The sequence below is a fragment of the Paraburkholderia bannensis NBRC 103871 genome (genome assembly GCF_000685015.1).
Lineage (GTDB): Bacteria > Pseudomonadota > Gammaproteobacteria > Burkholderiales > Burkholderiaceae > Paraburkholderia > Paraburkholderia bannensis.
Genome location: NZ_BAYA01000013.1, coordinates 188,788 through 207,699, shown reverse-complemented (window position 1 = coordinate 207,699; position 18,912 = coordinate 188,788). Strand labels below are relative to the sequence as shown.

At 64.9% G+C, this 18,912-nt stretch carries 14 protein-coding genes and 1 riboswitch; of the genes, 9 read left to right on the top strand and 5 right to left on the bottom strand.

Going from position 1 to position 18,912, the window contains the following annotated elements; translation table 11 throughout:
* Positions 1-2 precede the first annotated feature (2 nt).
* From gspK to ugpB, 3 genes are all read left to right on the top strand, one after another.
* Positions 3-1,115 carry a type II secretion system minor pseudopilin GspK gene (gspK, locus tag BBA01S_RS20835; protein WP_027818155.1) on the top strand — a complete coding sequence of 371 codons (1,113 nt, stop codon included), beginning with the start codon at positions 3-5 and terminating at the stop codon, positions 1,113-1,115.
* Positions 1,116-1,170: 55 nt separating this feature from the next.
* Positions 1,171-1,243: riboswitch (Fluoride riboswitch) on the top strand.
* A 79-nt stretch (positions 1,244-1,322) separates the two neighbouring features.
* Positions 1,323-2,573 (top strand): voltage-gated chloride channel family protein, encoded by a 1,251-nt coding sequence (locus tag BBA01S_RS20830; RefSeq protein WP_027818154.1) that lies wholly within the window; start codon positions 1,323-1,325, stop codon positions 2,571-2,573.
* 164 nt (positions 2,574-2,737) lie between these two features.
* Positions 2,738-4,024: a sn-glycerol-3-phosphate ABC transporter substrate-binding protein UgpB gene (ugpB, locus tag BBA01S_RS20825; protein WP_156966021.1), complete on the top strand. Its 1,287-nt coding sequence runs from the start codon at positions 2,738-2,740 to the stop codon at positions 4,022-4,024.
* Between the two features lie 104 nt (positions 4,025-4,128).
* Here ugpB and BBA01S_RS20820 read toward each other — a convergent pair whose 3' ends face one another.
* Positions 4,129-5,979 (bottom strand): acyl-CoA dehydrogenase, encoded by a 1,851-nt coding sequence (locus BBA01S_RS20820; protein WP_027818152.1) that lies wholly within the window; start codon positions 5,977-5,979, stop codon positions 4,129-4,131.
* Positions 5,980-6,226: 247 nt separating this feature from the next.
* Between BBA01S_RS20820 and BBA01S_RS20815 the strand changes: the two genes are divergently transcribed.
* Positions 6,227-6,748, top strand: coding sequence for a cysteine hydrolase family protein (locus BBA01S_RS20815; RefSeq protein ID WP_027818151.1), 522 nt, complete (start codon positions 6,227-6,229; stop codon positions 6,746-6,748).
* A gap of 5 nt (positions 6,749-6,753) precedes the next feature.
* On the opposite strand, the gene BBA01S_RS20810 is transcribed toward BBA01S_RS20815, so the two are convergent.
* Positions 6,754-7,917 carry an alpha/beta hydrolase family protein gene (locus BBA01S_RS20810; RefSeq protein ID WP_052391816.1) on the bottom strand — a complete coding sequence of 388 codons (1,164 nt, stop codon included), beginning with the start codon at positions 7,915-7,917 and terminating at the stop codon, positions 6,754-6,756.
* 452 nt (positions 7,918-8,369) lie between these two features.
* On the opposite strand from BBA01S_RS20810, the gene BBA01S_RS41990 reads away from it, so the two are divergent.
* A complete protein-coding gene (locus BBA01S_RS41990; protein WP_042297601.1) occupies positions 8,370-10,478 on the top strand; it encodes a putative bifunctional diguanylate cyclase/phosphodiesterase in 2,109 nt (702 codons plus the stop codon).
* A 21-nt stretch (positions 10,479-10,499) separates the two neighbouring features.
* On the opposite strand, the gene BBA01S_RS41985 is transcribed toward BBA01S_RS41990, so the two are convergent.
* Positions 10,500-11,378 (bottom strand): IclR family transcriptional regulator, encoded by an 879-nt coding sequence (locus BBA01S_RS41985; RefSeq protein ID WP_042297600.1) that lies wholly within the window; start codon positions 11,376-11,378, stop codon positions 10,500-10,502.
* Between the two features lie 451 nt (positions 11,379-11,829).
* Between BBA01S_RS41985 and BBA01S_RS20795 the strand changes: the two genes are divergently transcribed.
* From BBA01S_RS20795 to BBA01S_RS20785, 3 genes are all read left to right on the top strand, one after another.
* Complete coding sequence (locus BBA01S_RS20795; RefSeq protein WP_027818149.1) at positions 11,830-12,372, top strand: cysteine hydrolase family protein; 543 nt, start codon at positions 11,830-11,832, stop codon at positions 12,370-12,372.
* Between the two features lie 211 nt (positions 12,373-12,583).
* Positions 12,584-12,763, top strand: coding sequence for a hypothetical protein (locus BBA01S_RS46900; protein WP_156966010.1), 180 nt, complete (start codon positions 12,584-12,586; stop codon positions 12,761-12,763).
* A 100-nt stretch (positions 12,764-12,863) separates the two neighbouring features.
* The gene (locus BBA01S_RS20785; RefSeq protein ID WP_027818148.1) at positions 12,864-15,137 is read left to right on the top strand and encodes a phosphocholine-specific phospholipase C; all 2,274 of its coding nucleotides are present in this window, start codon (positions 12,864-12,866) and stop codon (positions 15,135-15,137) included.
* Positions 15,138-15,223: 86 nt separating this feature from the next.
* Here BBA01S_RS20785 and BBA01S_RS41980 read toward each other — a convergent pair whose 3' ends face one another.
* Positions 15,224-16,231, bottom strand: coding sequence for an acyl-CoA dehydrogenase family protein (locus BBA01S_RS41980; RefSeq protein ID WP_052391815.1), 1,008 nt, complete (start codon positions 16,229-16,231; stop codon positions 15,224-15,226).
* Between the two features lie 724 nt (positions 16,232-16,955).
* Here BBA01S_RS41980 and BBA01S_RS20775 point away from each other — a divergent pair.
* Positions 16,956-17,258: a hypothetical protein gene (locus BBA01S_RS20775; protein WP_042297599.1), complete on the top strand. Its 303-nt coding sequence runs from the start codon at positions 16,956-16,958 to the stop codon at positions 17,256-17,258.
* On the opposite strand, the gene BBA01S_RS20770 is transcribed toward BBA01S_RS20775, so the two are convergent.
* Positions 17,213-18,751 carry a DKNYY domain-containing protein gene (locus BBA01S_RS20770; RefSeq protein WP_027818146.1) on the bottom strand — a complete coding sequence of 513 codons (1,539 nt, stop codon included), beginning with the start codon at positions 18,749-18,751 and terminating at the stop codon, positions 17,213-17,215. The genes BBA01S_RS20775 and BBA01S_RS20770 overlap by 46 nt on opposite strands.
* Between the last annotated feature and the right edge of the window lie 161 nt (positions 18,752-18,912).

Here is an 18,912-nt window from a genome sequence, read left to right as displayed (position 1 = left end):
CGATGGGCGCGCGAAGCAGGCGGAACACCCTAAACACACGATACGCAGCGCGCCGTGAGCGCGGCGCGGCGATCATCACCGCGCTGCTGGTGATGGCGCTGGCGGCCATTCTGGTGTCGGGCATTCTCTGGCGCGAGCAGGTGCAGGTCAGGCGCATCGAGAACCAGCGTTTGCTCGGCCAGGCGCAATGGGTCGCGCGCGGCGCGCTCGACTGGACACGGCTCGTGCTGCACGCCGAGGCCGATACGCTGCCGTCCGTCACGTATCTGGGCGGGCTGTGGAGCACGCCGGTTGCGCGCACGCGCTTGAGTCATTTCATCGGCAACATGGATGACGATGGTGCACAGGTGGGATCGACATGGCTGACCGGCACGGTCGAGGACGCCCAGTCGCGCTTCAACCTGCGCAGTCTCGTGTCGAACCCCTCGCCTGGCGTGCTGGAGGTGAACGTCACGCAATTGCAGGCGTTTCAGCGCTTGCTGCAACTCTTGGGCGTCGATGGGCAACTGGCGAGCAAGACGGCGCTGTACGTGCGCGCGGGGCTGTCGCATTCCGCTACGCGCTTCGAAAACGCGGGCACGTCGAGCGAAACCAGCACATCGAGTACATCGGCGCAGCCCCAGGAAGACGGCGCGACCTTCACCGACAACCCAGGTCTCGACGATGGCGCGGATGCGGACAGCAAGGCGGCGTCGCTGCTGATGACCGATACCGATGCGCTGCTCGACATCCCTGGCTTCACGCCGGCTGCCGTTGCGCGATTGCGCCCGTTCATTACCGTCTTGCCGAACGCCACGCCGGTGAACATGAACACGGCAAGCGCCGAGGTGCTCAGCGCGATCGTGCCAGAGATGACGCTGGCGAAGGCGCAGGCATTCGTGGCGCGCCGCCAGACCGTGTTTTTCCGTAATATGAGCGACGTGTCGCTGGCGCTCGAAGCGGCGGGCGTAGAAGGCGTGACGCTCGATTCATCGCTTTACGACGTGAATACCAGCTATTTCCTGATTCACGGCGGCGTGCAGCACGATCGCGCCGAGGTGGATCGCACCACACTCGTCTGGCGCGATCCGCTCACGCACGCGACGCGCGTCGTGCGCGTGCAGGATCAGCTATAAGGCGCGCCGGGCTTTTTTGGAGGGCTACAGGGCCTGCGGCGTTTTAGTGTATAGTCACGCCCTCGGAGATGGCGTTCCTCCTTTAACCACCGCACGTTCGTTCTGCGGTTAATGACGCCTACAGTTACTGACCATTGTCGGAGCTGTGGGCGCTCGTCTCTACCTCCCGCACCCTGGTCAGCCCGTAGTTTTTCAGGCACAAGACCAATGGATCGATTCCGCCGTATTGAACAACTCGAACTGCTGCCGTATTTCGGCAAGTGGCTGCTTATTGCCAGTCTCGTCGCTGCGCTTGCGGGCAGCGCGTCGGCCTTTTTTCTCTTTGCACTCGATGATGCGACCTCGTGGCGCGAAGCGCATCGCTGGGCGATCTGGCTGCTGCCGCTAGCAGGTTTTGCGGTCGGCTGGATCTATAACCGGCTCGGCAAGCCCGTCGATGCGGGCAACAACCTGCTCATCGACGAAATCCACGATCCGAAGAAAGTCGTGCCGCTGCGCATGGCGCCGCTCGTGCTGGGCGGCACTATCGTGTCGCATCTGTTCGGCGCGTCGGTGGGGCGTGAAGGCACGGCGGTGCAGATGGGCGGTGCGCTCGCGGATCAACTGACGCACGTATTTCGCCTTGGCCACGAAGACCGCCGCGTGCTGCTGATGGCGGGGATGAGTGCGGGCTTTGCGTCCGTGTTCGGCACGCCGCTGGCGGGTGCGGTATTCGGGCTGGAGGTGCTGGCGATCGGGCGCATGCGCTATGACGCGATCTTTCCGTGCGTGGTCGCGGGCATCGTCGCCGACCAGGTGTGCCTCACATGGGGCGTTCATCACGTGCACTACGCGATTGGGCCGATCGTGCCGGTGGGCTTCGGCAGCGTGATCGCCGTGGCGCTTGCGGGGATTGTGTTCGGACTGGTCGGCATGGCGTTCGCGACCTGCACGCATCGCCTGGGGGCTTTCGTGAAGCGCCATATCGCGTATGCGCCGTTGCGCCCGCTGTGCGGCGGTATGGTGGTCGCGACGGCGGTGTGGGCGCTGGACGCGTACCACTACATCGGCCTGGGCATCCCCGATATCGTGCGCGCTTTCCAGATGCCGATGCAGCCGTGGGACAGCCTGGGCAAATTCGTCTTCACGATTGCATCGCTCGGCACGGGCTTCAAGGGTGGAGAAGTCACGCCGCTTTTTTATATCGGCGCGACGCTTGGCAATACGCTCGCTCCGCTGCTGCATATGCCGTTTGCACTGATGGCGGGCATTGGCTTTGTCGCCGTGTTTTCGGGCGCGGCCAATACGCCGATTGCCACGACGCTCATGGCCGTCGAATTGTTCGGCGCGGATATCGGCCCGCTGGCGGCAATCGGCTGCGTGAGCGCTTATCTGTTTTCCGGGCACACGGGCATTTATCGCGCGCAGCGCATCGGGCATGGCAAGCATCGCAAGCACCAGTCTGAAGCAGTGCAATAAGCACATTCGCGCCATATCGCTATGCTAACCTTGCGCAGCTTTGTGTTTCGCCATCCCGTATCGACATCCCCGTTCAGGAAGAGAGCCCGATGAGAAAGCACGAGAAGTTGCGCACGAAACCACGTCATACGCTAAGAGGCGCCGCGCGCGCACTGGGCGCCGCGATGCTGTTCGCATCCGGCGTGCAGGCGGCGCATGCCGCGCCCACCGAAATCCAGTTCTGGCACGCAATGGAGTCGGAACTGGGCGAACGCGTGAACGAAATCGCCCAGCAGTTCAACGCGTCGCAGAGCGACTACAAGATCGTGCCGGTTTTCAAGGGCACTTACGACCAGACGCTCGCGGCCGGCATTGCCGCTTATCGCAGCGGCGACGCCCCCGCGATTCTTCAGGTCTACGAAGTGGGCACGGCCACGATGATGCAGGCGAAGAAGGCCGTCGTGCCCGTCTACGACGTGATGAAGAACGCAGGCGTGCCGTTCGACGAAAAGGCCTTCGTGCCGACCGTCGCCAGTTATTACGGCGATGCGAAAACGGGGCACCTTGTTTCGATGCCCTTCAATAGCTCGACGCCGCTGCTCTACTACAACCGCGACGCGTTCAGGAAAGCTGGCCTGAATCCCGATGCGCCGCCCAAAACCTGGCCCGAAGTCGCCGCCGATGCCGCGAAGCTCAAGGCCGCAGGCCTGAACTGCGGCTTCACGACCGGCTGGCAGGGCTGGATCCAGATTGAGAATTACAGCGCCTGGCACGCTGCGCCGATCGCGACGCGCAATAACGGTTTCGATGGCGCGGACGCCGAACTCGAAATCAACAAGCCGCTCCAGGTCGCCCATATCGCCTTTTTGCAGAAGATGGCGAAGGACGGCACGTTCACTTATGTCGGCCGCAAGGACGAGGCCACGGCCAAGTTTTATAGCGGCGATTGCGCGATCATGATGGGCTCGTCCGGCGCGCTGGCCAACGTGCAGAAGTATGCGAAATTCCAGTTCGGCACCGGCATGATGCCCTATGACCCGAGCGTGAAGGGCGCCCCGCAGAACGCCATCATCGGCGGGGCGAGCCTGTGGGTGCTGGCGGGCAAGAATCCCGAAGTTTATAAGGGCGTCGCGAAGTTTCTCGCCTACCTGACGTCGCCCGCCGTGGCCGCGAAATGGCACGAGGATACGGGCTATCTGCCGGTGACGACCGCGGCCTACGATCTCGCGCGCAAGCAGGGCTTCTACGCCGCGCATCCGGGCGCCGATACTGCCACGAAGCAGATGCTCAACAAGCCGCCGCTGCCGTACACGAAGGGGCTGCGTCTGGGCAACATGCCGCAGATCCGCACGGTGGTGGACGAGGAACTGGAGCAGGTGTGGACGGGCAGCAAGACGCCGCAGCAGGCGCTCGATTCCGCTAACTCTCGCGGCAATGAATTGCTGAGGCGCTTCGAAAAGCAGGGCGGCTAAGCACGTCGCAAGCACCGCGCACCATGCAAAACGAAAACGGCGCGATGTCCTTAAATGGACATCGCGCCGTTTTTTATCGGCTATTGGACGTGTCTAATACGGGCTTAAAACCACGCGTCCTGCATGTCGAGCGTCGTGCGATCGAGCGAGGTGAGCAGATCGAATTGCGCAGCGGTCTTCGGCAGTTCCCACGCGAAGAAGTACGTGGCTGCCGCGAGCTTGCCGCGATAGAAGTCCGCGTCGTCGCCGTGTGCGCTCTTGAGCGCGGCGCGTGCGGCCACCGCCTGCTCCAGCCAGATCCACGCGATCACGACATGGCCGAACGCTTCCAGGTACACCGAAGCATTCGCAAGCGTCACGTTCGGGTCGCCCGCCGCCCACAGCGCGCGCGTGACCTCCACCAGACGCCCAAGCGCTGCGTCCAGTGCGCGCGCGTGTGCGGCGTCCTGCGCATCGCCGTTCGAGCGTGCGCGATCGAGCGTCGCCTGCACGCGCTGCACAAACAGCTTGAGCGCCGCTCCGTCCTGGATCGTCACCTTGCGGCCCAGCAGGTCGAGGCCCTGGATGCCGTGCGTGCCTTCGTGAATCGGATTGAGGCGGTTGTCGCGATAGAACTGCTCGACGTTGTATTCGCGCGTGTAGCCGTAGCCGCCATGCACCTGGATCGCCAGATCGTTGGCCGCGAGGCACCACTGCGACGGCCAGCTTTTCGCAATCGGCGTGAGCAGGTCGAGCAGCAACGTGAGCGGGGCGCGCGCCGCATCGTCTTCGATGGCGTTGGCTTCGTCCACGAGCTGCGCGCACCACAGCGTGAACGCGAGCGCGCCTTCCACGTAGCTCTTTTGCGCGAGGAGCATGCGCCGCACGTCGGCGTGTTCGACCAGCTTCACCTGCGGCGACGCCGGATCCTTGCCGGCTGCGCCCATGCCGCGCCCTTGCGGACGATTGCGCGCGTAATCGAGCGCGTGCAGATAGCCGGTATAGCCGAGCATCGTCGCGCCCAGGCCCACGCCGATGCGCGCCTCGTTCATCATGTGGAACATGTAGGCGAGACCCCGATGCGGTTCGCCCACCAGATAACCGATCGCCCCCGCGCGCCCGCCCGGCGTGTACTTCGTGCCTTCGCCGAAGTTGAGCAGGCAGTTCGTGGTGCCGCGATAGCCCATCTTGTGATTGAGGCCCGCGAGCACGACGTCGTTATGTTCGCCGCGCGTGCCGTCTTCGTTGACGAGATACTTCGGCACCACGAACAGCGAAATGCCCTTCACGCCGGGAATCAGCTTGCCGTCCGGGCCCGGGATCTTCGCGAGCACCAGATGCACGATGTTTTCCGACAGCTCGTGCTCGCCGCCCGAAATCCACATCTTGTTGCCACGCAGCCGGTATTGCGCGCCCAGCGGCGATTCGCCCTCAAAGTCGGCGCGCGTGGCGACATCCGAAAGCGACGACCCCGCCTGCGGCTCGGAAAGACACATCGTCCCAAAGTAGCGGCCTTCGAGTTCGGGCTTCACGAAGGTGTCGATCTGCTTCTGGCTGCCGTGCGCGAGCAGCAGGTTCGCATTGCCGATGGTGAGGAACGGATAGGCGCTCGACCCCACGTTGGCGGCCTTGAACCAGGCGAAGCCGGCTTTTTCGACCACCAGCGGCAACTGCATGCCGCCGTATTCGTAGTCCTGGCCCGCGGCCATCAGGCCCGCTTCGCAGAACGCCTTGAGCGCGGTCTTGACCTCGGGAATGATGGTCACGGTCTCGCCGTCGAAGTGCGGCTCGTGCTGGTCGTTCTTCTTGTTGTGCGGGGCGAACAGGTCGGTGGCGATCTTCTCGCAGGTATCGAGCGCGGCGTCGAAGGTCTCGCGCGAATGATCGGCGTAGCGCGCGATACGCGTGAGGCGCTCGACATCGAGCCATTCGTAGAGCAGGAAATTCAGGTCACGGCGGGAGAAGATCAGCGACATGGCGGGCGGTCTCGCGAAGAAGGTGACGAGTGAGAGCGCCAGCCTACACTAAAATAGAACGATCGTGCTATTGGGTTTTTACCGTGGGTTTCGATTCTTCACGCGCGGCGATTGCGCCCTGGAAAGAGCGATGCGCGCCGCGCTCGCGTAGACTGGGCGCGGGATTTTTTGCCCTTGCTTGCGCATCGCGCTTACGCTGCGTTTACATCTTTCCCGCACTCTCAACTAAAAGACCAGGAGCCTTCGCATGAGCCAACCCGCGCTGATCGTCATCGACCTCCAGAACGACTATTTCCCCGGCGGGGCATTCGAGCTCTGGAACGCCGACGCCACGCTCGCCGTGGTCGAGCGCGCCATCGGCCGGGCGCAGGCGAAGGGCATGCCGGTGATCCACGTCCAGCATGTCGCCGACGCCGCCAAGGGCAACGCGCCGTTCTTCAACGCAGGCACGGTGGGCGTCGAAACGCACGCCCGCATCCAGGCGGCCGCGCCCGACGCGCCGGTGGTCGTCAAGCAGTTCGCCGATGCCTTCGAGCGCACCACGCTGCACGACACCTTGCAGCGCCTGGGCGTCGACGAACTGATCCTGTGCGGGATGATGACGCAGAACTGCGTGACGCATACGGCGCTGTCCCGCCGCGCCGACGACTACAAGAAAGTGACCGTGCTCAGCGACGCCTGCACCACGGTCAGCCAGATGATCCACGCAATCGCGCTCAGCGCACTGTCGACGCGCGTGACGCTGGCGCCTTCGGAAGCGGTGATCTGATCGCGTTATTTCGCCAGGTTGCGCGCGAAGAAGGTCAGCACTGCCTTTGACGCGAGCGCATGCACCGCGTCGCGATCCACGCCCGCGCCGTCCTTGCAGATGCGCGCGAGCCTTTGCGTCACCGCGGGCAGGCAGGTGGCGAGAAACGTGTAATGCGATGCGCCCGGCACCATCGTCAGGCTCGCTTGCGGCAGGAAGCCCGCGATGCGGCGCACGTTGGTGTCGGGCGGCACGGTCACGTCGTCGGTGCCCGCGAGCAGGGCGACGGGAATCGTGACGTCCCTGAAAGCGTCGGCGTCGAAGGCTTCGCCCAGCGCGGGCGCGATGGCGAACACGGCCCGCACGCGTTTGTCCCGATACGAGTCCCCCGAGCGCGCGAACGAGGCGCGCATCTCCGGCGTGGGCGCGAGCAGCGGCACGCCTGCACCGCTTGCATCGCTCGCGCTACCGGCCAGCCGTTTCGCTTCGGGCGGGTGGCAGATCGCATCGGCCTGCGGCGAGCCGCAGAACGCTTCCAGCGCGTGCACGTCGGTGCGCGCTCCCGCGAGTTCCAGCACCGTATAGCCGCCCAGCGAGAAACCGGCCGCGCCGATACGCGCCTGGTCGATATGCTGCCCAAGCGCCGGATCGGCCAATAAAGCGTCGAGCACGTTGCTCAGGTCGCTCGCGCGTTCCCACCAGAGCAGGAAGCCTTCGCGCGTGAGCGGTTCGAGTTCGTTATTGCCCGGATGATTGACGGCCGCGACGATATAACCGTGAGCGGCCAGCGCGCTGGCGAGCCAGTCCTGGTCGTTGGCGCTGCCGCCGGTGCCGTGCGACAGCAGCACGAGCGGGTAGCGCGCGCTCGCGTCGCCGGCGAGCGGCGCGTCGCTGGCGACCGGATGGCCGCGAAACAGCGGCGCGCCGGGCTTGCCGATATCGCGCGGCGTTTCGGGCGTGGTGAGCGCGACGGGATACCAGATCTGGGTGAGCAGCGCCTGCGTGGCCGCGCCGCGCCAGTTGCGCGCGACGTCCGGGTGGATCACGCGTGAAGTCAGGCCGACGTGCCAGGGCGGCGGATCGGCGGATTCGTCGGCATGAGCCGAAGGCGCTCGCCCGGCTAGCAGCGCGACGACGCAAAGCAACGCCAGCGCGCGAAGCGATCCAACGGCAGCAAGAACACGCGGCATGCTCACCCCCCCGGCATCTGATTGATCCGAATTGATCCCGACTGATCCTGGTTGACGCTAATTGCTACGGAGCCCGATTCTATTGAAGAAGCGAAATGCGCTTTCGCCACATGGCGGTTTTTTGCCGTCCGGGGCCAAAAATCAAAACAATTCGCCTGGTTTTTCACGTCAAACGTTTGCAAAGACACGAATAAAAAGGGGCTTTATAAAGTTATGCGGCATAGGTGCCGTAGACTGGCGAACGGGCTGCGTGCGCGTCGCGCGCGACCGGCCCGTCCCGAACTTCCCGTTTCGACATTGGCCGACGCTTTGGTGCAATCCAGGCGCCGCGCCGTGATATCGTCGCGCCCCTGCGCGCGAATCGAGCGCTAACTGTGCGGTAACTGAGCGCGAACTGAGCGCGAACTCATGAAATCGCCAATGTATTCAGGCTTAAAGGAGGCCTTCCCGTGATGAACGTGCTGGGCTGCATCGTAACGAAGCACAATCCATGGCTCGTTATCGTTGCCGTGCTGATCTGCGGCGCTGGCTCGTGGGTGACGGCGCGCCTCGTGCGCCGGGCATTCTCCACACGCGGCATGCAGCGCGCGGGCTGGCAGTTTCTCGCGGCCACCACGGCGGCGGTGGCGATCTGGTGCACGCACTTCGTGGCGATGCTCGGCTATGAGCCGGGCGTGCCGGTGAGCTTCGATCCGGTGCTGACCATCGTGTCGCTGCTGATCGCGCTGGTCGGCAGCTTTGTCGGCATCTTCGTGGCGTGCAGCGGCTTCACGCGCGCCGCGCCCGCGATCGGCGGCGCGCTGGTCGGGCTCGCCATCTCGCTGATGCACTACACGGGCATGACGGCCTATCGCGTCGAAGGCATCGTCACGTGGAACCGGTTGTACCTGGTGGTCTCGATTGCGTTCTCGGTGGTCTTCGGTGCGCTCGCGTTCGATCAGGCGGCGCGCAAGCCCGGCGAGGCCAAAATCGGCGGCAAGGCCCTTGGCCCGCGCGGCCAGGTGGGCGCGGTCGCGACCCTGCTCGCCACCGCCATCGCGACGCTGCACTTCATCGGCATGTGCGCGTTCGAGATCGAGCCGCTCGCCATCGACCCGCACGTCGCCAACTCCGCCGCGCTTGAGGCGCTCGCGCTGGCGGTGGCGGGAATGGCCTTCATCATCGCGGGCGCGGGCCTCGTGAGCTACCTGCTCGATGACAGCGTGCGCGCCGAATCGGTCGAACACCTGCGCACGATGGCGCTCTCGGACATGCTGACCGGCCTGCCGAACCGCGCCGGTTTCAACGAGCGCCTCGACGCCGAAATCACGCGCACGGCCGATCACGGCGGCAAGTTCGCGCTGGTGGGCATCGACCTGAACCGCTTCAAGGACATCAACGACCTGCGCGGCCACCACGCGGGCGACGAAGTGCTGCGCATCCTGGCGCTGCGTTTCAAGAGCCTCGTGCGCGACGACGAATTCGTCGCGCGCGTGGGCGGCGACGAGTTCGTCGCGCTGCGCCGTTTCTCGCGCCGCGAGACGCTCGACGACTTCCTGCACCGGCTGGAGGCGGCGCTGTTCCGCCCGATCCGCTATGACGACTGGGAAGTGATGTCCGGCGCGAGCATGGGCGTGGCGATCTATCCGGACGACGCCACCAGCAAGACCGTGCTGATCAATAACGCCGATCTCGCGATGTACCGTGCGAAGGCGGATCTCACGCGTTCGGTGTGCTTCTACGAGCCGAAGATGGACGAGACGGCGCGCGCGCGCCGCTCGCTGGCGGCCGACCTGCGCGACGCGCTCTCGCGCGGGCAACTGAGCGTGCATTACCAGGTGCAGACGTCGATAGCCAGCGGCGAGATCTGCGGCTACGAGGCGCTGCTGCGCTGGGAGCATCCGCGCCAGGGCTTTATCTCGCCGGGCGTGTTCATTCCGCTCGCCGAGGAAAACGGCCTGATTCTCGCGATTGGCGCCTGGGTGCTGCGCGAAGCGTGCTCGCGCGCCGTCACCTGGCAGCCGCCTTGCAAGGTCGCGGTGAACCTGTCGCCGGTGCAGTTCGCGCACGCCGACCTGCCTTCGCTGGTGGACGAGGTGCTGAAAGAAACGGGGCTGCCGCCTTCGCGGCTCGAACTCGAACTAACCGAATCGACCATTTTCGCGGATCGCGAGCGCTCGCTCGAAACGCTTCAGCGCATCAAGGCGCTGGGCGTGAGCCTCGCGCTCGACGACTTCGGCACGGGCTATTCGTCGCTCGACACGCTGCGCTCGTTCCCGTTCGACAAGATCAAGCTCGATCAGTCGTTCGTGAGCGAAGCCGAATCGAGCCGCCAGGCGACGGCGATCATTCGCGCGGTGCTGGCGCTCGGCAAGAGCCTGGGGATTCCGGTGCTGGCCGAAGGGATCGAGACGCAAGACCAGCTCGACCTGCTCGCAGGCGAAGGCTGCGACGAGGTGCAGGGCTTCCTGCTGGGCCGCCCGGTGCCGCTCGCGCAACTGGTGGCCAGCGGCAAGCTGACGCTGTCGGGCGCGCCGGTCGAGGCCGCGGTGACGGCGCCCGTTACGGCGGCAGCGAGCTGAGCGCCCGCTGCGCCGATCGAGTTAGTTCGTCGCCAGCGCCCAGGGCTGCGTTTGCGCGTAGTGCGCGCCGCCGCTCATGCTGCCCAGCGACGTCTCCACGCGGCGCACGAGCGACATCAGGCGCGGCGCGATATCGTCGATCAGCTGATTGCCGTTGAGATTGAACACGGCAATCGAGCAGCTGAACACCCAGTATTCGTCGTCGATCGGCGAGGCGAGCGGAATCGCCACCGAATGGATCTCGCGCTGCATGTCGCCGTACGACACCGTGCAGCCGATCTCGCGTAGCTGCTGCTGCGCCTGCACGATGCGTTGCGCGAGCAGGTCGCCCTTGGCCGGATCGAGCGCGAGCGTGTCCTGCAGGTACTGCTCGCGCGACGCAGGCGGCACGGCCCACAGGAACGCGCGGCCCGCCGCCGTGCGCGACAGCGACACCCGCGTGCCGATCTCCGCGCGATACACGGCGCTGCCCGCGCCCTGGATCACTTCCGCGTAAGCCAGGTTCATGCGCTGGCCCACGGCCAGCTTCACCTGGCCCTGGCAGTAGTCGGCCAGCTCCTGCATCATCGGGCGCGCGATCTGGCGCACCGTCATGCGGCCGAGCGCGGGCGCGGCAAGACTCAGCATCTCGGGGCCGACGACGTACTTCGAAATGCGCTCGGAATGGCGCAGCAGGCCGAATTCGCACAGCGTGTTGATGAGCCGCAGGGCGGTGGGTTTGGGCAAGCCCGTGCGCTCCACCAGCTCGCGCGCCGACAGCTCCGACGACCCCATCGAGAAGCATTGCAGGATCCGGATGCCCCGTGCGAGCGCGCTCACGAGCGTGGTCTCGCTGGACGAATCGGCCGCCTCGTCGGCGCGGGCGGCGGTCTCGCGGTCGCGGGCGAGTGGGTCTTTCATGTCGGATTCCTTCTTCGGGATGAGGCTGGTGCAGCGGCGGAACAAAGGCGCGCTGTAAGGGAAAACCCGGCATTCTAGCTTTTGTCCTTGATTCAGGACAACAATTTAAGACGGCAGGCTCATTTTTTTGAAATTGCGACGCTATGTCGCAATGCATGCGGCATGAAGTGTGGGTGGTTTCCAGAAATTCGGACTTCCGGGATCGAGTCCGGCGCGGCGGGTTGACGCAAGACGTCCGATTCCTGCATCATCATTCGCATGAACCTGCATGCCATCGCACGTACGACTACGACTACCACGACCGCTTCTGGCGGGTCGTGAGGTCGATACGCGCACTCGGTTCATCCGTATTTGCTGTATCTGCCACAAGGCCCCGCCGGTAACGGACGGGGCCTTGTCGTTTTCTCCTGTCTGTTTCGGCTAACAAGAACGCAAACCCAGGAGAAACGCCATGCAAGCCAGTGCCCCCAGCCGACGCGCTTTGTTGATTGTCGATATGCAGGTTGGCCTGTTCAACGGCAATCCGCCGCCTTATGAAGGCGCGCGCGTGCTCGCCAACATCAACACGTTGATCGCTCGTGCACGCGAAGCCGGTGCGCCGGTCTTCGCCGTGCGCCACACGGGCCCGGCCGGTTCGCCCCTCGCGCCCGATAGCGAGCTGACGAAACTGGTGAGCGGGCTCGATGTGGATGCTGCGCGCGATAGCGTCTTCATGAAGACGCGGCCCAATTGTTTTGTGGGCACGGATCTCGCGCAACGGCTCGCCGATGCGGGCGTGAGCGAACTGGCGATCGTGGGCATGAAGACGGAGTACTGCGTCGATTCGACCTGCCGCGCCGTGCTCGACCTGGGCCTGCGCGCCGTGCTGATCGAGGACGCGCACACCACGATGAATACGCCCGGCCTGGACGCGCGCGACATCATCGCTCATCACAATCGCACGCTGAATGGCCCGTTCGTGACGCTCGCGCGGACTGGGGATTTTGTGTTCTAGCGCTGCGGAGGAAGAGACAGGGACATCGTCGGCACGATCCGTCCCTGTCGTGATCCTTTCACAATATTGCAAGAAATTACGCCTAAAGTCTGAACCCGATCGCACGGACGAACGTTGCGCAGACAACGTTTTCGTGTGTGTCTTCATCGGGATACGTACACGAAGCTCGCGTATCGCGTCGCTTGAATTCGTTTCGGACTATTGATCAATAATGACAATGAAAAACCTGTTGCCGGAATGGTCGACATTCGGCAAGGCGCTGCTGGGCGGCGGCGCGCTGTGTCTCACGCTGCTGGTCGCTGCGTGCGGCGGCAACGACGACAAGACGCCGTCGGCCAGCGAAACCGCCAACGCTGCCTGTACTGCCGCGCATTGCGCACCTGCGCCGTAAAGCCCGACGTTCGATTGTTCGATTATTCGATTGTTCGATCGGCGCCGCCGCGCGCTACGTCACCGCTTTGCGTTCCTCACATCGATACCGATATCCCCGCATGACCATCAGCTCCTCCCGGCGCAATTTCCTGCGCAACTCGCTTGGCACCGCCGCCGCCATGACGGCGCTTTCCACGTTCCCGCCCGCGATCCTGCGCGCGCTCGCCATCGACGCGAACAACGTCACGGGCACCATCAAGGACGTGCAGCACGTCGTCCTGCTGATGCTGGAGAACCGCTCGTTCGACAGTTACTTCGGCACCTTCAAGGGTGTGCGCGGCTACGGCGACCGGTTCCCGATCCCGACGCCCAACGGCGCGAACATCTTCTATCAGAGCTATACGAACGCGGGCGCGACCAGCACGCTGATTCCGTATCACCTCGACGAAACCAAGGGCAATGCGGTGCGCGCGGGCAGCACGCCGCACACCTGGTCGGATGCGCAGGCCGCATGGGACAACGGCCGCATGAGTGCGTGGCCGACATCGAAAAAGCCCTTGTCGATGGGCTATTACGACACTGCCGAAGTGCCGTTCCATCGCGCGCTGGCCGATGCATTCACGCTGTGCGACTCGTACCACTGCGGCATGCACACGGGCACGATCGCCAATCGCCTCTATTACTGGACGGGCACCAATGGCCCGAACGGCCTGAGCCCGAGCGACAACAGCCGCGTGAACGTGGCCGCGCTCAACAACGAATTCAACGGCGGCAACGACATTGGCCCGTCGACGGCGGGCTGGACGTGGACGACCTATGCCGACCGCCTGCAAACGGCGGGCGTGAGCTGGAAGGTCTACCAGAGCCTGATCGACAATTTCGGCTGCAACGAGATGATGAGTTTTCGCCACTGGCGCAAGGCCATCGAGCAGATGCCGACGGCGCGCCGTCCGCTCTACGTGGCGACCGAAAGCATTACGCAGGACGTGACGAGCGCGGGCCCGTTCTACGACCCGGCGATCGACGATGCGCTCAGCCCGCTTGCCAAGGGCTTCGGCAACACCATGCCGCAAGGCTTCCTGGAAACGTTCCGCGACGATATCCAGAACGGCACGCTGCCGGCGGTGTCGTGGATCATTCCGCCTTCGGCGTATAGCGAGCATCCGGGGCCGTCGAGCCCCACGCAAGGCGGCTGGTACATCCAGGAAGTGCTGGACGCGCTCACGGCGAATCCGGAGGTCTGGAGCAAGACCGTGCTGATCGTCAATTACGACGAGAACGACGGCTTCTTCGATCACGCGCCGCCGCCGTCCGCGCCGTCGCACAACGCGGACGGGACGCTGGCGGGCGGCAGCACGCTCGCCGATGCCGACATGGCCGTGGAGTATCACAACTACACGCCGGCGACCGCCAATCAGCCCGCTATCGACGGCCGGCCTTTCGGCCCCGGCCCGCGCGTGCCGCTCTGGGTGATCTCGCCGTGGAGCCGTGGCGGCTTCGTGAATTCGCAGGTGTTCGATCACACCTCGACGCTGCTGTTCCTCGAAAAGCGCTTTGGCGTGGCCGAGCCGCAGATCAGCAACTATCGCCGCGCGATCTGCGGCGACCTGAGCTCGTGCTTCGACTTCGTCAACCCGAATGCGGGCACGCTGCCGACGCTTTCGGGGCGCACGACCAAGGTGGGCGCCGACGATTTCGCGCTGGCGCAGGCTGCATCGGCCGCGATTGCCGTGCCTGCGGCGAGCACGACTTCGACACTGCCCGCGCAGGCCACCGGCACGCGCGCCTCGCGCGCGCTGCCCTATGAACTGCACACGACCGCGCAGGTGAATGCGAGCGCTGGCACCGTGACGCTTCAGTTCGCCAATAGCAGCAGCCTGGGCGCGGGCGCGGTGTTCCACGTCTACGACCGCAATCACCTCGATCAGGTGCCGCGCCGCTACGTGGTGGAAGCGGGCAAGACGCTCAACGGCACCTGGACGTTGCCGTCCGCCGATAACGGCAGCTATGACCTCTGGGTGCTCGGGCCGAATGGCTATCACCGCGAGTTCGTCGGCAAGCTGGGCGAGCTGAACGCGGCCAGCCAGCCGGAAATTCAGGTCTGCTACGAACCTTGCGACAGCACGGCGGTGGCGGTGAAGCTGCACAATCGCGGCAGCCAGGCCTGCACGTTCATGGCGGCGGCGAAGGCGTATCGCACTGACGGCCCGTGGAACGTCACGGTGCAGCCGGGCGCGATCGGCGAGCTGCGCTGGCCGGTGAGCGATGCGGGCAACTGGTATGACTTCGTGGTGACGTGCACTGCATCGACGTCGTTCAAGCGACGCTTCGCGGGGCGCATCGAGACGGGCAAGGACTCGGTTTCGGATCCGGCGATGGGGACGGGCGCTTAAGCGTCGCTCACGCTTCAAAAACAAAACGCGCCTCCGAAGAGGCGCGTTTTTCATCGTGGCGGGCGAGGCCTCAAGCCTTCAATGCCTCAATGCCCTAGCGTCGCGACCTCATCCAGCGCGTCGAAAATCCCCACGACATCGTTATCGACCACACAGCGCGCATCACGCACGTGCGTGCCGACCACCACCTCGTCCCAGAAGGACTCCGATCCGTATTGCAGGCGCTGCGCGTGCAGGCGGCGCGTGAACAGTTGCAAGTCGACTTTCTCGGCGTTGCACACGGTGCTCATCAGCCCATGCGCGCCATTGGCCACGAGCGGCGCCGCACGGCTCGCGCGCGCCTTCGCGATCGCGCTCGCCAGTCGCTGCTCGCCGCTGCGATGCGCGGCACAGCCCTGTTCGGCGGCCACGCGCGTTGCGGCTACGTGTCCCGCCATGACGCTCAACTGGCGCTCAAGCGCCACGAAGGTGCTGCAGGTGCGGCTCGCGGGCGCGCGCCCGTTCACGTACGCCGTGCTGATGTCGAGCACGCGCTGCATCGCGCCCGCCATGGTGGCGGCGGTCACGATCGCGCCGAGTTCCGCGATCCCGCGCGCGGGCAGCGGCTGCGCCGTGCGCGTGTCGAAGCGCACCGTGGCGTCCAGCCCATCGCCATGTTTTTCCACGCACGCCGACTTGAGCGCGACGAGCCACGTCCCGGCGGACGTTTCGACGACCACGGCGTCGGCGACCTGGCCGTAGGGGACAAACGCCGCGCGCTGGGTGGCGTCGGCGATGGCGAGCGCGATCGGCCCGCGCGGCGCGCTCACGCTGGCGGCCGCGAGCAGATGGCGCGCGATCATCGTGTGGGCGGCGGGCAGCGGCAAGGCGTGCTGGCCGAAAGCGAACAGCACGCCCGCAGCCTGTGCGAGCGGCAGGTCGGCGCCGCCCTGGGTCTGCGGCACGAGCGCGTCGAGCAGGCCGAGCGCTTCGAGTTGCCGCCAGAGTTCGCGCCCGGCGCGGCGGTCTTGCGTCAGTTCCACGCCGCGTACGAATTGCGGCGTGCAGAGATCGGCGAGCACAGTTTGCGCCGATGTCGTCAGCATGTCGTCCATGGTGTGTCTCTCCCTGGGTGGCGTCATGCGAGCGCTCGATAGTGCGCGTGCTGCGCGTTCGTCATGGATCGTCCTCCTGATGCTTGCTTGAGTCTCTTTATATGGGCGCCTTTGTTTGTTGCGCGGCACCGTACTAATCCGTTCGATTCTAGAAGCGCGATCGTGGCGAGGCAACTCGAAAAAAACCCGAAAAAAACCCCTTAATTCGATTTTCACGGCGCGCGAGGTGTTGATTCAAAAAGGGAAAACTCGCGCAACGCCTGTGTTTTCGGGGTATACGCGAAGGCCGCGCGCGTCGTGCGAGGTTTTGTTCCGGCTAACGAATCAATCCATTGCGTAACTGGAAATAGCGCGTGCGCAATCCACTCCGTGCCGCTGAAAAATCGTTGTGTGCGCAAGGAGTTTTTCGCGGGCGACCCGATGGGCGAAGCGCTAAGCCCACATAGTGAACGCGATTAGGCCCTAAAAGTCACGTTAGCCGCGTTAGCCGCGCAAACCGCGAACCAAATGAACTGAGACGCATGGTCAAGCACGCCATCCGAACCTGGTTATTGTCATTAGAAGAAAGGGAGAGGCCATCGGCGCAAAAAACATTGCAGCGCGCGCCGAAAATCATCGCGTCGCGAAACGGGTTCGGGGGAAGGGCGACCCACGCGGACGCTTCTGCAGTTTGTCCGCGTGTTCCTGACACGACAGGCGACCGATAAAAAAAGCGGGAGAAACAATGAGTGCCATACCGAAACCCCACGTCCCCAAGACCGGCAATCTGTTGCCAGCCAACCTGGCGGACGCCGAACTCGATCACGTCGAGCGCATGGTGCAGTACATGAACCGCGCCCAGGCGGCGCACACGCCGCGCGGGATTGACGGCGAATACTGGAAGAAGCGCCTGCGCGTTCTGGAGGCGACTTATGACCTCGTCGCCACCCAGCGCCGGCGCGTCGCGCGGCTGTTCGAGCTGCTGGAAGGCGACGCTCAGGTTCAGGTCTCCGGGGCCACGCCCGCGCGCAGCGCCTTCGCGTCGTAACGCCTGCGGGCGTCGCTTGCCTCGCCTGGGCCGCCTGCGCGGAACGTCGCTGCATCGGCGCCTGCGATCTCGGTCAGGCCCGGATAGTCGATCAAGTACGCCTTGTGCGCGTCGCGCGCAAAATCGTCGCTGAGGAATTCGAGCGTGGGCAGATGCACGCGCCGCGCCGAAATCGGCCGCCGTCCCGCAAACAGCTTGTCTCCCGCGCGCAGGAAGCCGTCATGCGGCACCACGAGCCGGTCGTGCGGCACATCGACAACTAGCGGCGCGCCGTCATGGAACAGGCGCGCATCGTCCCACGCATAGCCGCCGTCGATGTGCAGGCGCTGTGCATCCACGCCCTTTTTCTCCACGCCCAGGTAGAACGCCCGGCTGCCGTCGCACGCCCAGCCCTCGCCAAGCACGCGGAATGTCGCCGGTGCAACGCGGCGCAGCGGCGTGGGCGTCTGGTAGTGATTGGGCGAATAGAAGACCACGGCGCCATCGGTGAAATAGTGCGTGCCCAGTTCGCGCAGCGCGGTGACGGGCTGATCCGAAATGCGTTCCAGCCTCGCGTTATGTTCGCCGTAGCGGTGCAGCCAGTGGATGCCGTGCGCGTCGCCGCAGGCGGTGCCGCGCGCCTGCCTGTCCGCGCCGTAGCTGAACGTGTGCGTGGCGAAACTGGCGGCGTCGAGGCCCGCCAGGCGCAGGCCGTCGTAGATCACGGCCGGGGCGTCGCTGCGCCTGCGCAGCCGGTGCCACCAGTAGTCCTGAAGATGTGGGCGAACCTGGAAGAACGCATTCCATTCTTCGATCTGGCGATGTTCGAGCGCGGTCATGCGTTTGCCGTGGTTGATCGGGCCAAGCCGGTCGGTGAAGCGCAGCCGCCCGTCGAGCGGCCCCGTGACAAAGCTGTCCCGGTCGATGTCCGTGGGCTTGCCGTAGTAGTAGACGCGCTGGGCGTCGACGGCATAGCCGCCTTCGAAGCCCGCGGCGCTTGCGCCATCCGATCCAGCAATGCGCCTGCCGTTCATGTAGATCGATTCGTGATCGACGGCGTAGTACTCGTGCGGCCGCATCTGCGTGAAGAGCGTGCCGTCGTCGCGCTCATACCAGCGCTCGAAGTCGAGCGGGCGGAACGCGTGCGGGCTGCGCGTGCGGATCGTGCGATTGGTGATGAAGTAGGCTTGATGCGCGTCGCGCGCATAGCGCTCGTTGAGCACCGTGAAGGTGGCGAGATCGGCGTCCTCGATGCGGTAGTAGTACTCGCGCGCGATCGACGCGCCCTGTTGCGCCTGCACGATCACGTGCACGCCGTCGGTGAACCAGCGACCCCGGATGCAGCGGAAATCCTGCGGGCGCTCGATGGGCAGCGGCGTCTCCTCCCGCGTCCAGAGCGGCAGGTTGCGCCATAGACGCACCACGGCGTGATCGCGGATCACATATTCGGGATGGTTGGTGGGTCTCGGCGCGTGGTCTTGTTCGTCGTCTGGCTTGTTATGGGCGGCGTTCATCGTGCGGGTGGGAAGTGGACGGGCAGTGTCGCGGCGCGGTTGGACGGCGGCCTCTTTTCGTCAGACTAATCATAGCGGCTTCGACTGGGGGATTGCCTGGAGCCGTCCGCCGTCGGGCTGGCATGCGGCTGGCGTGCGACCCTGCGCGCATCAATCGTCCC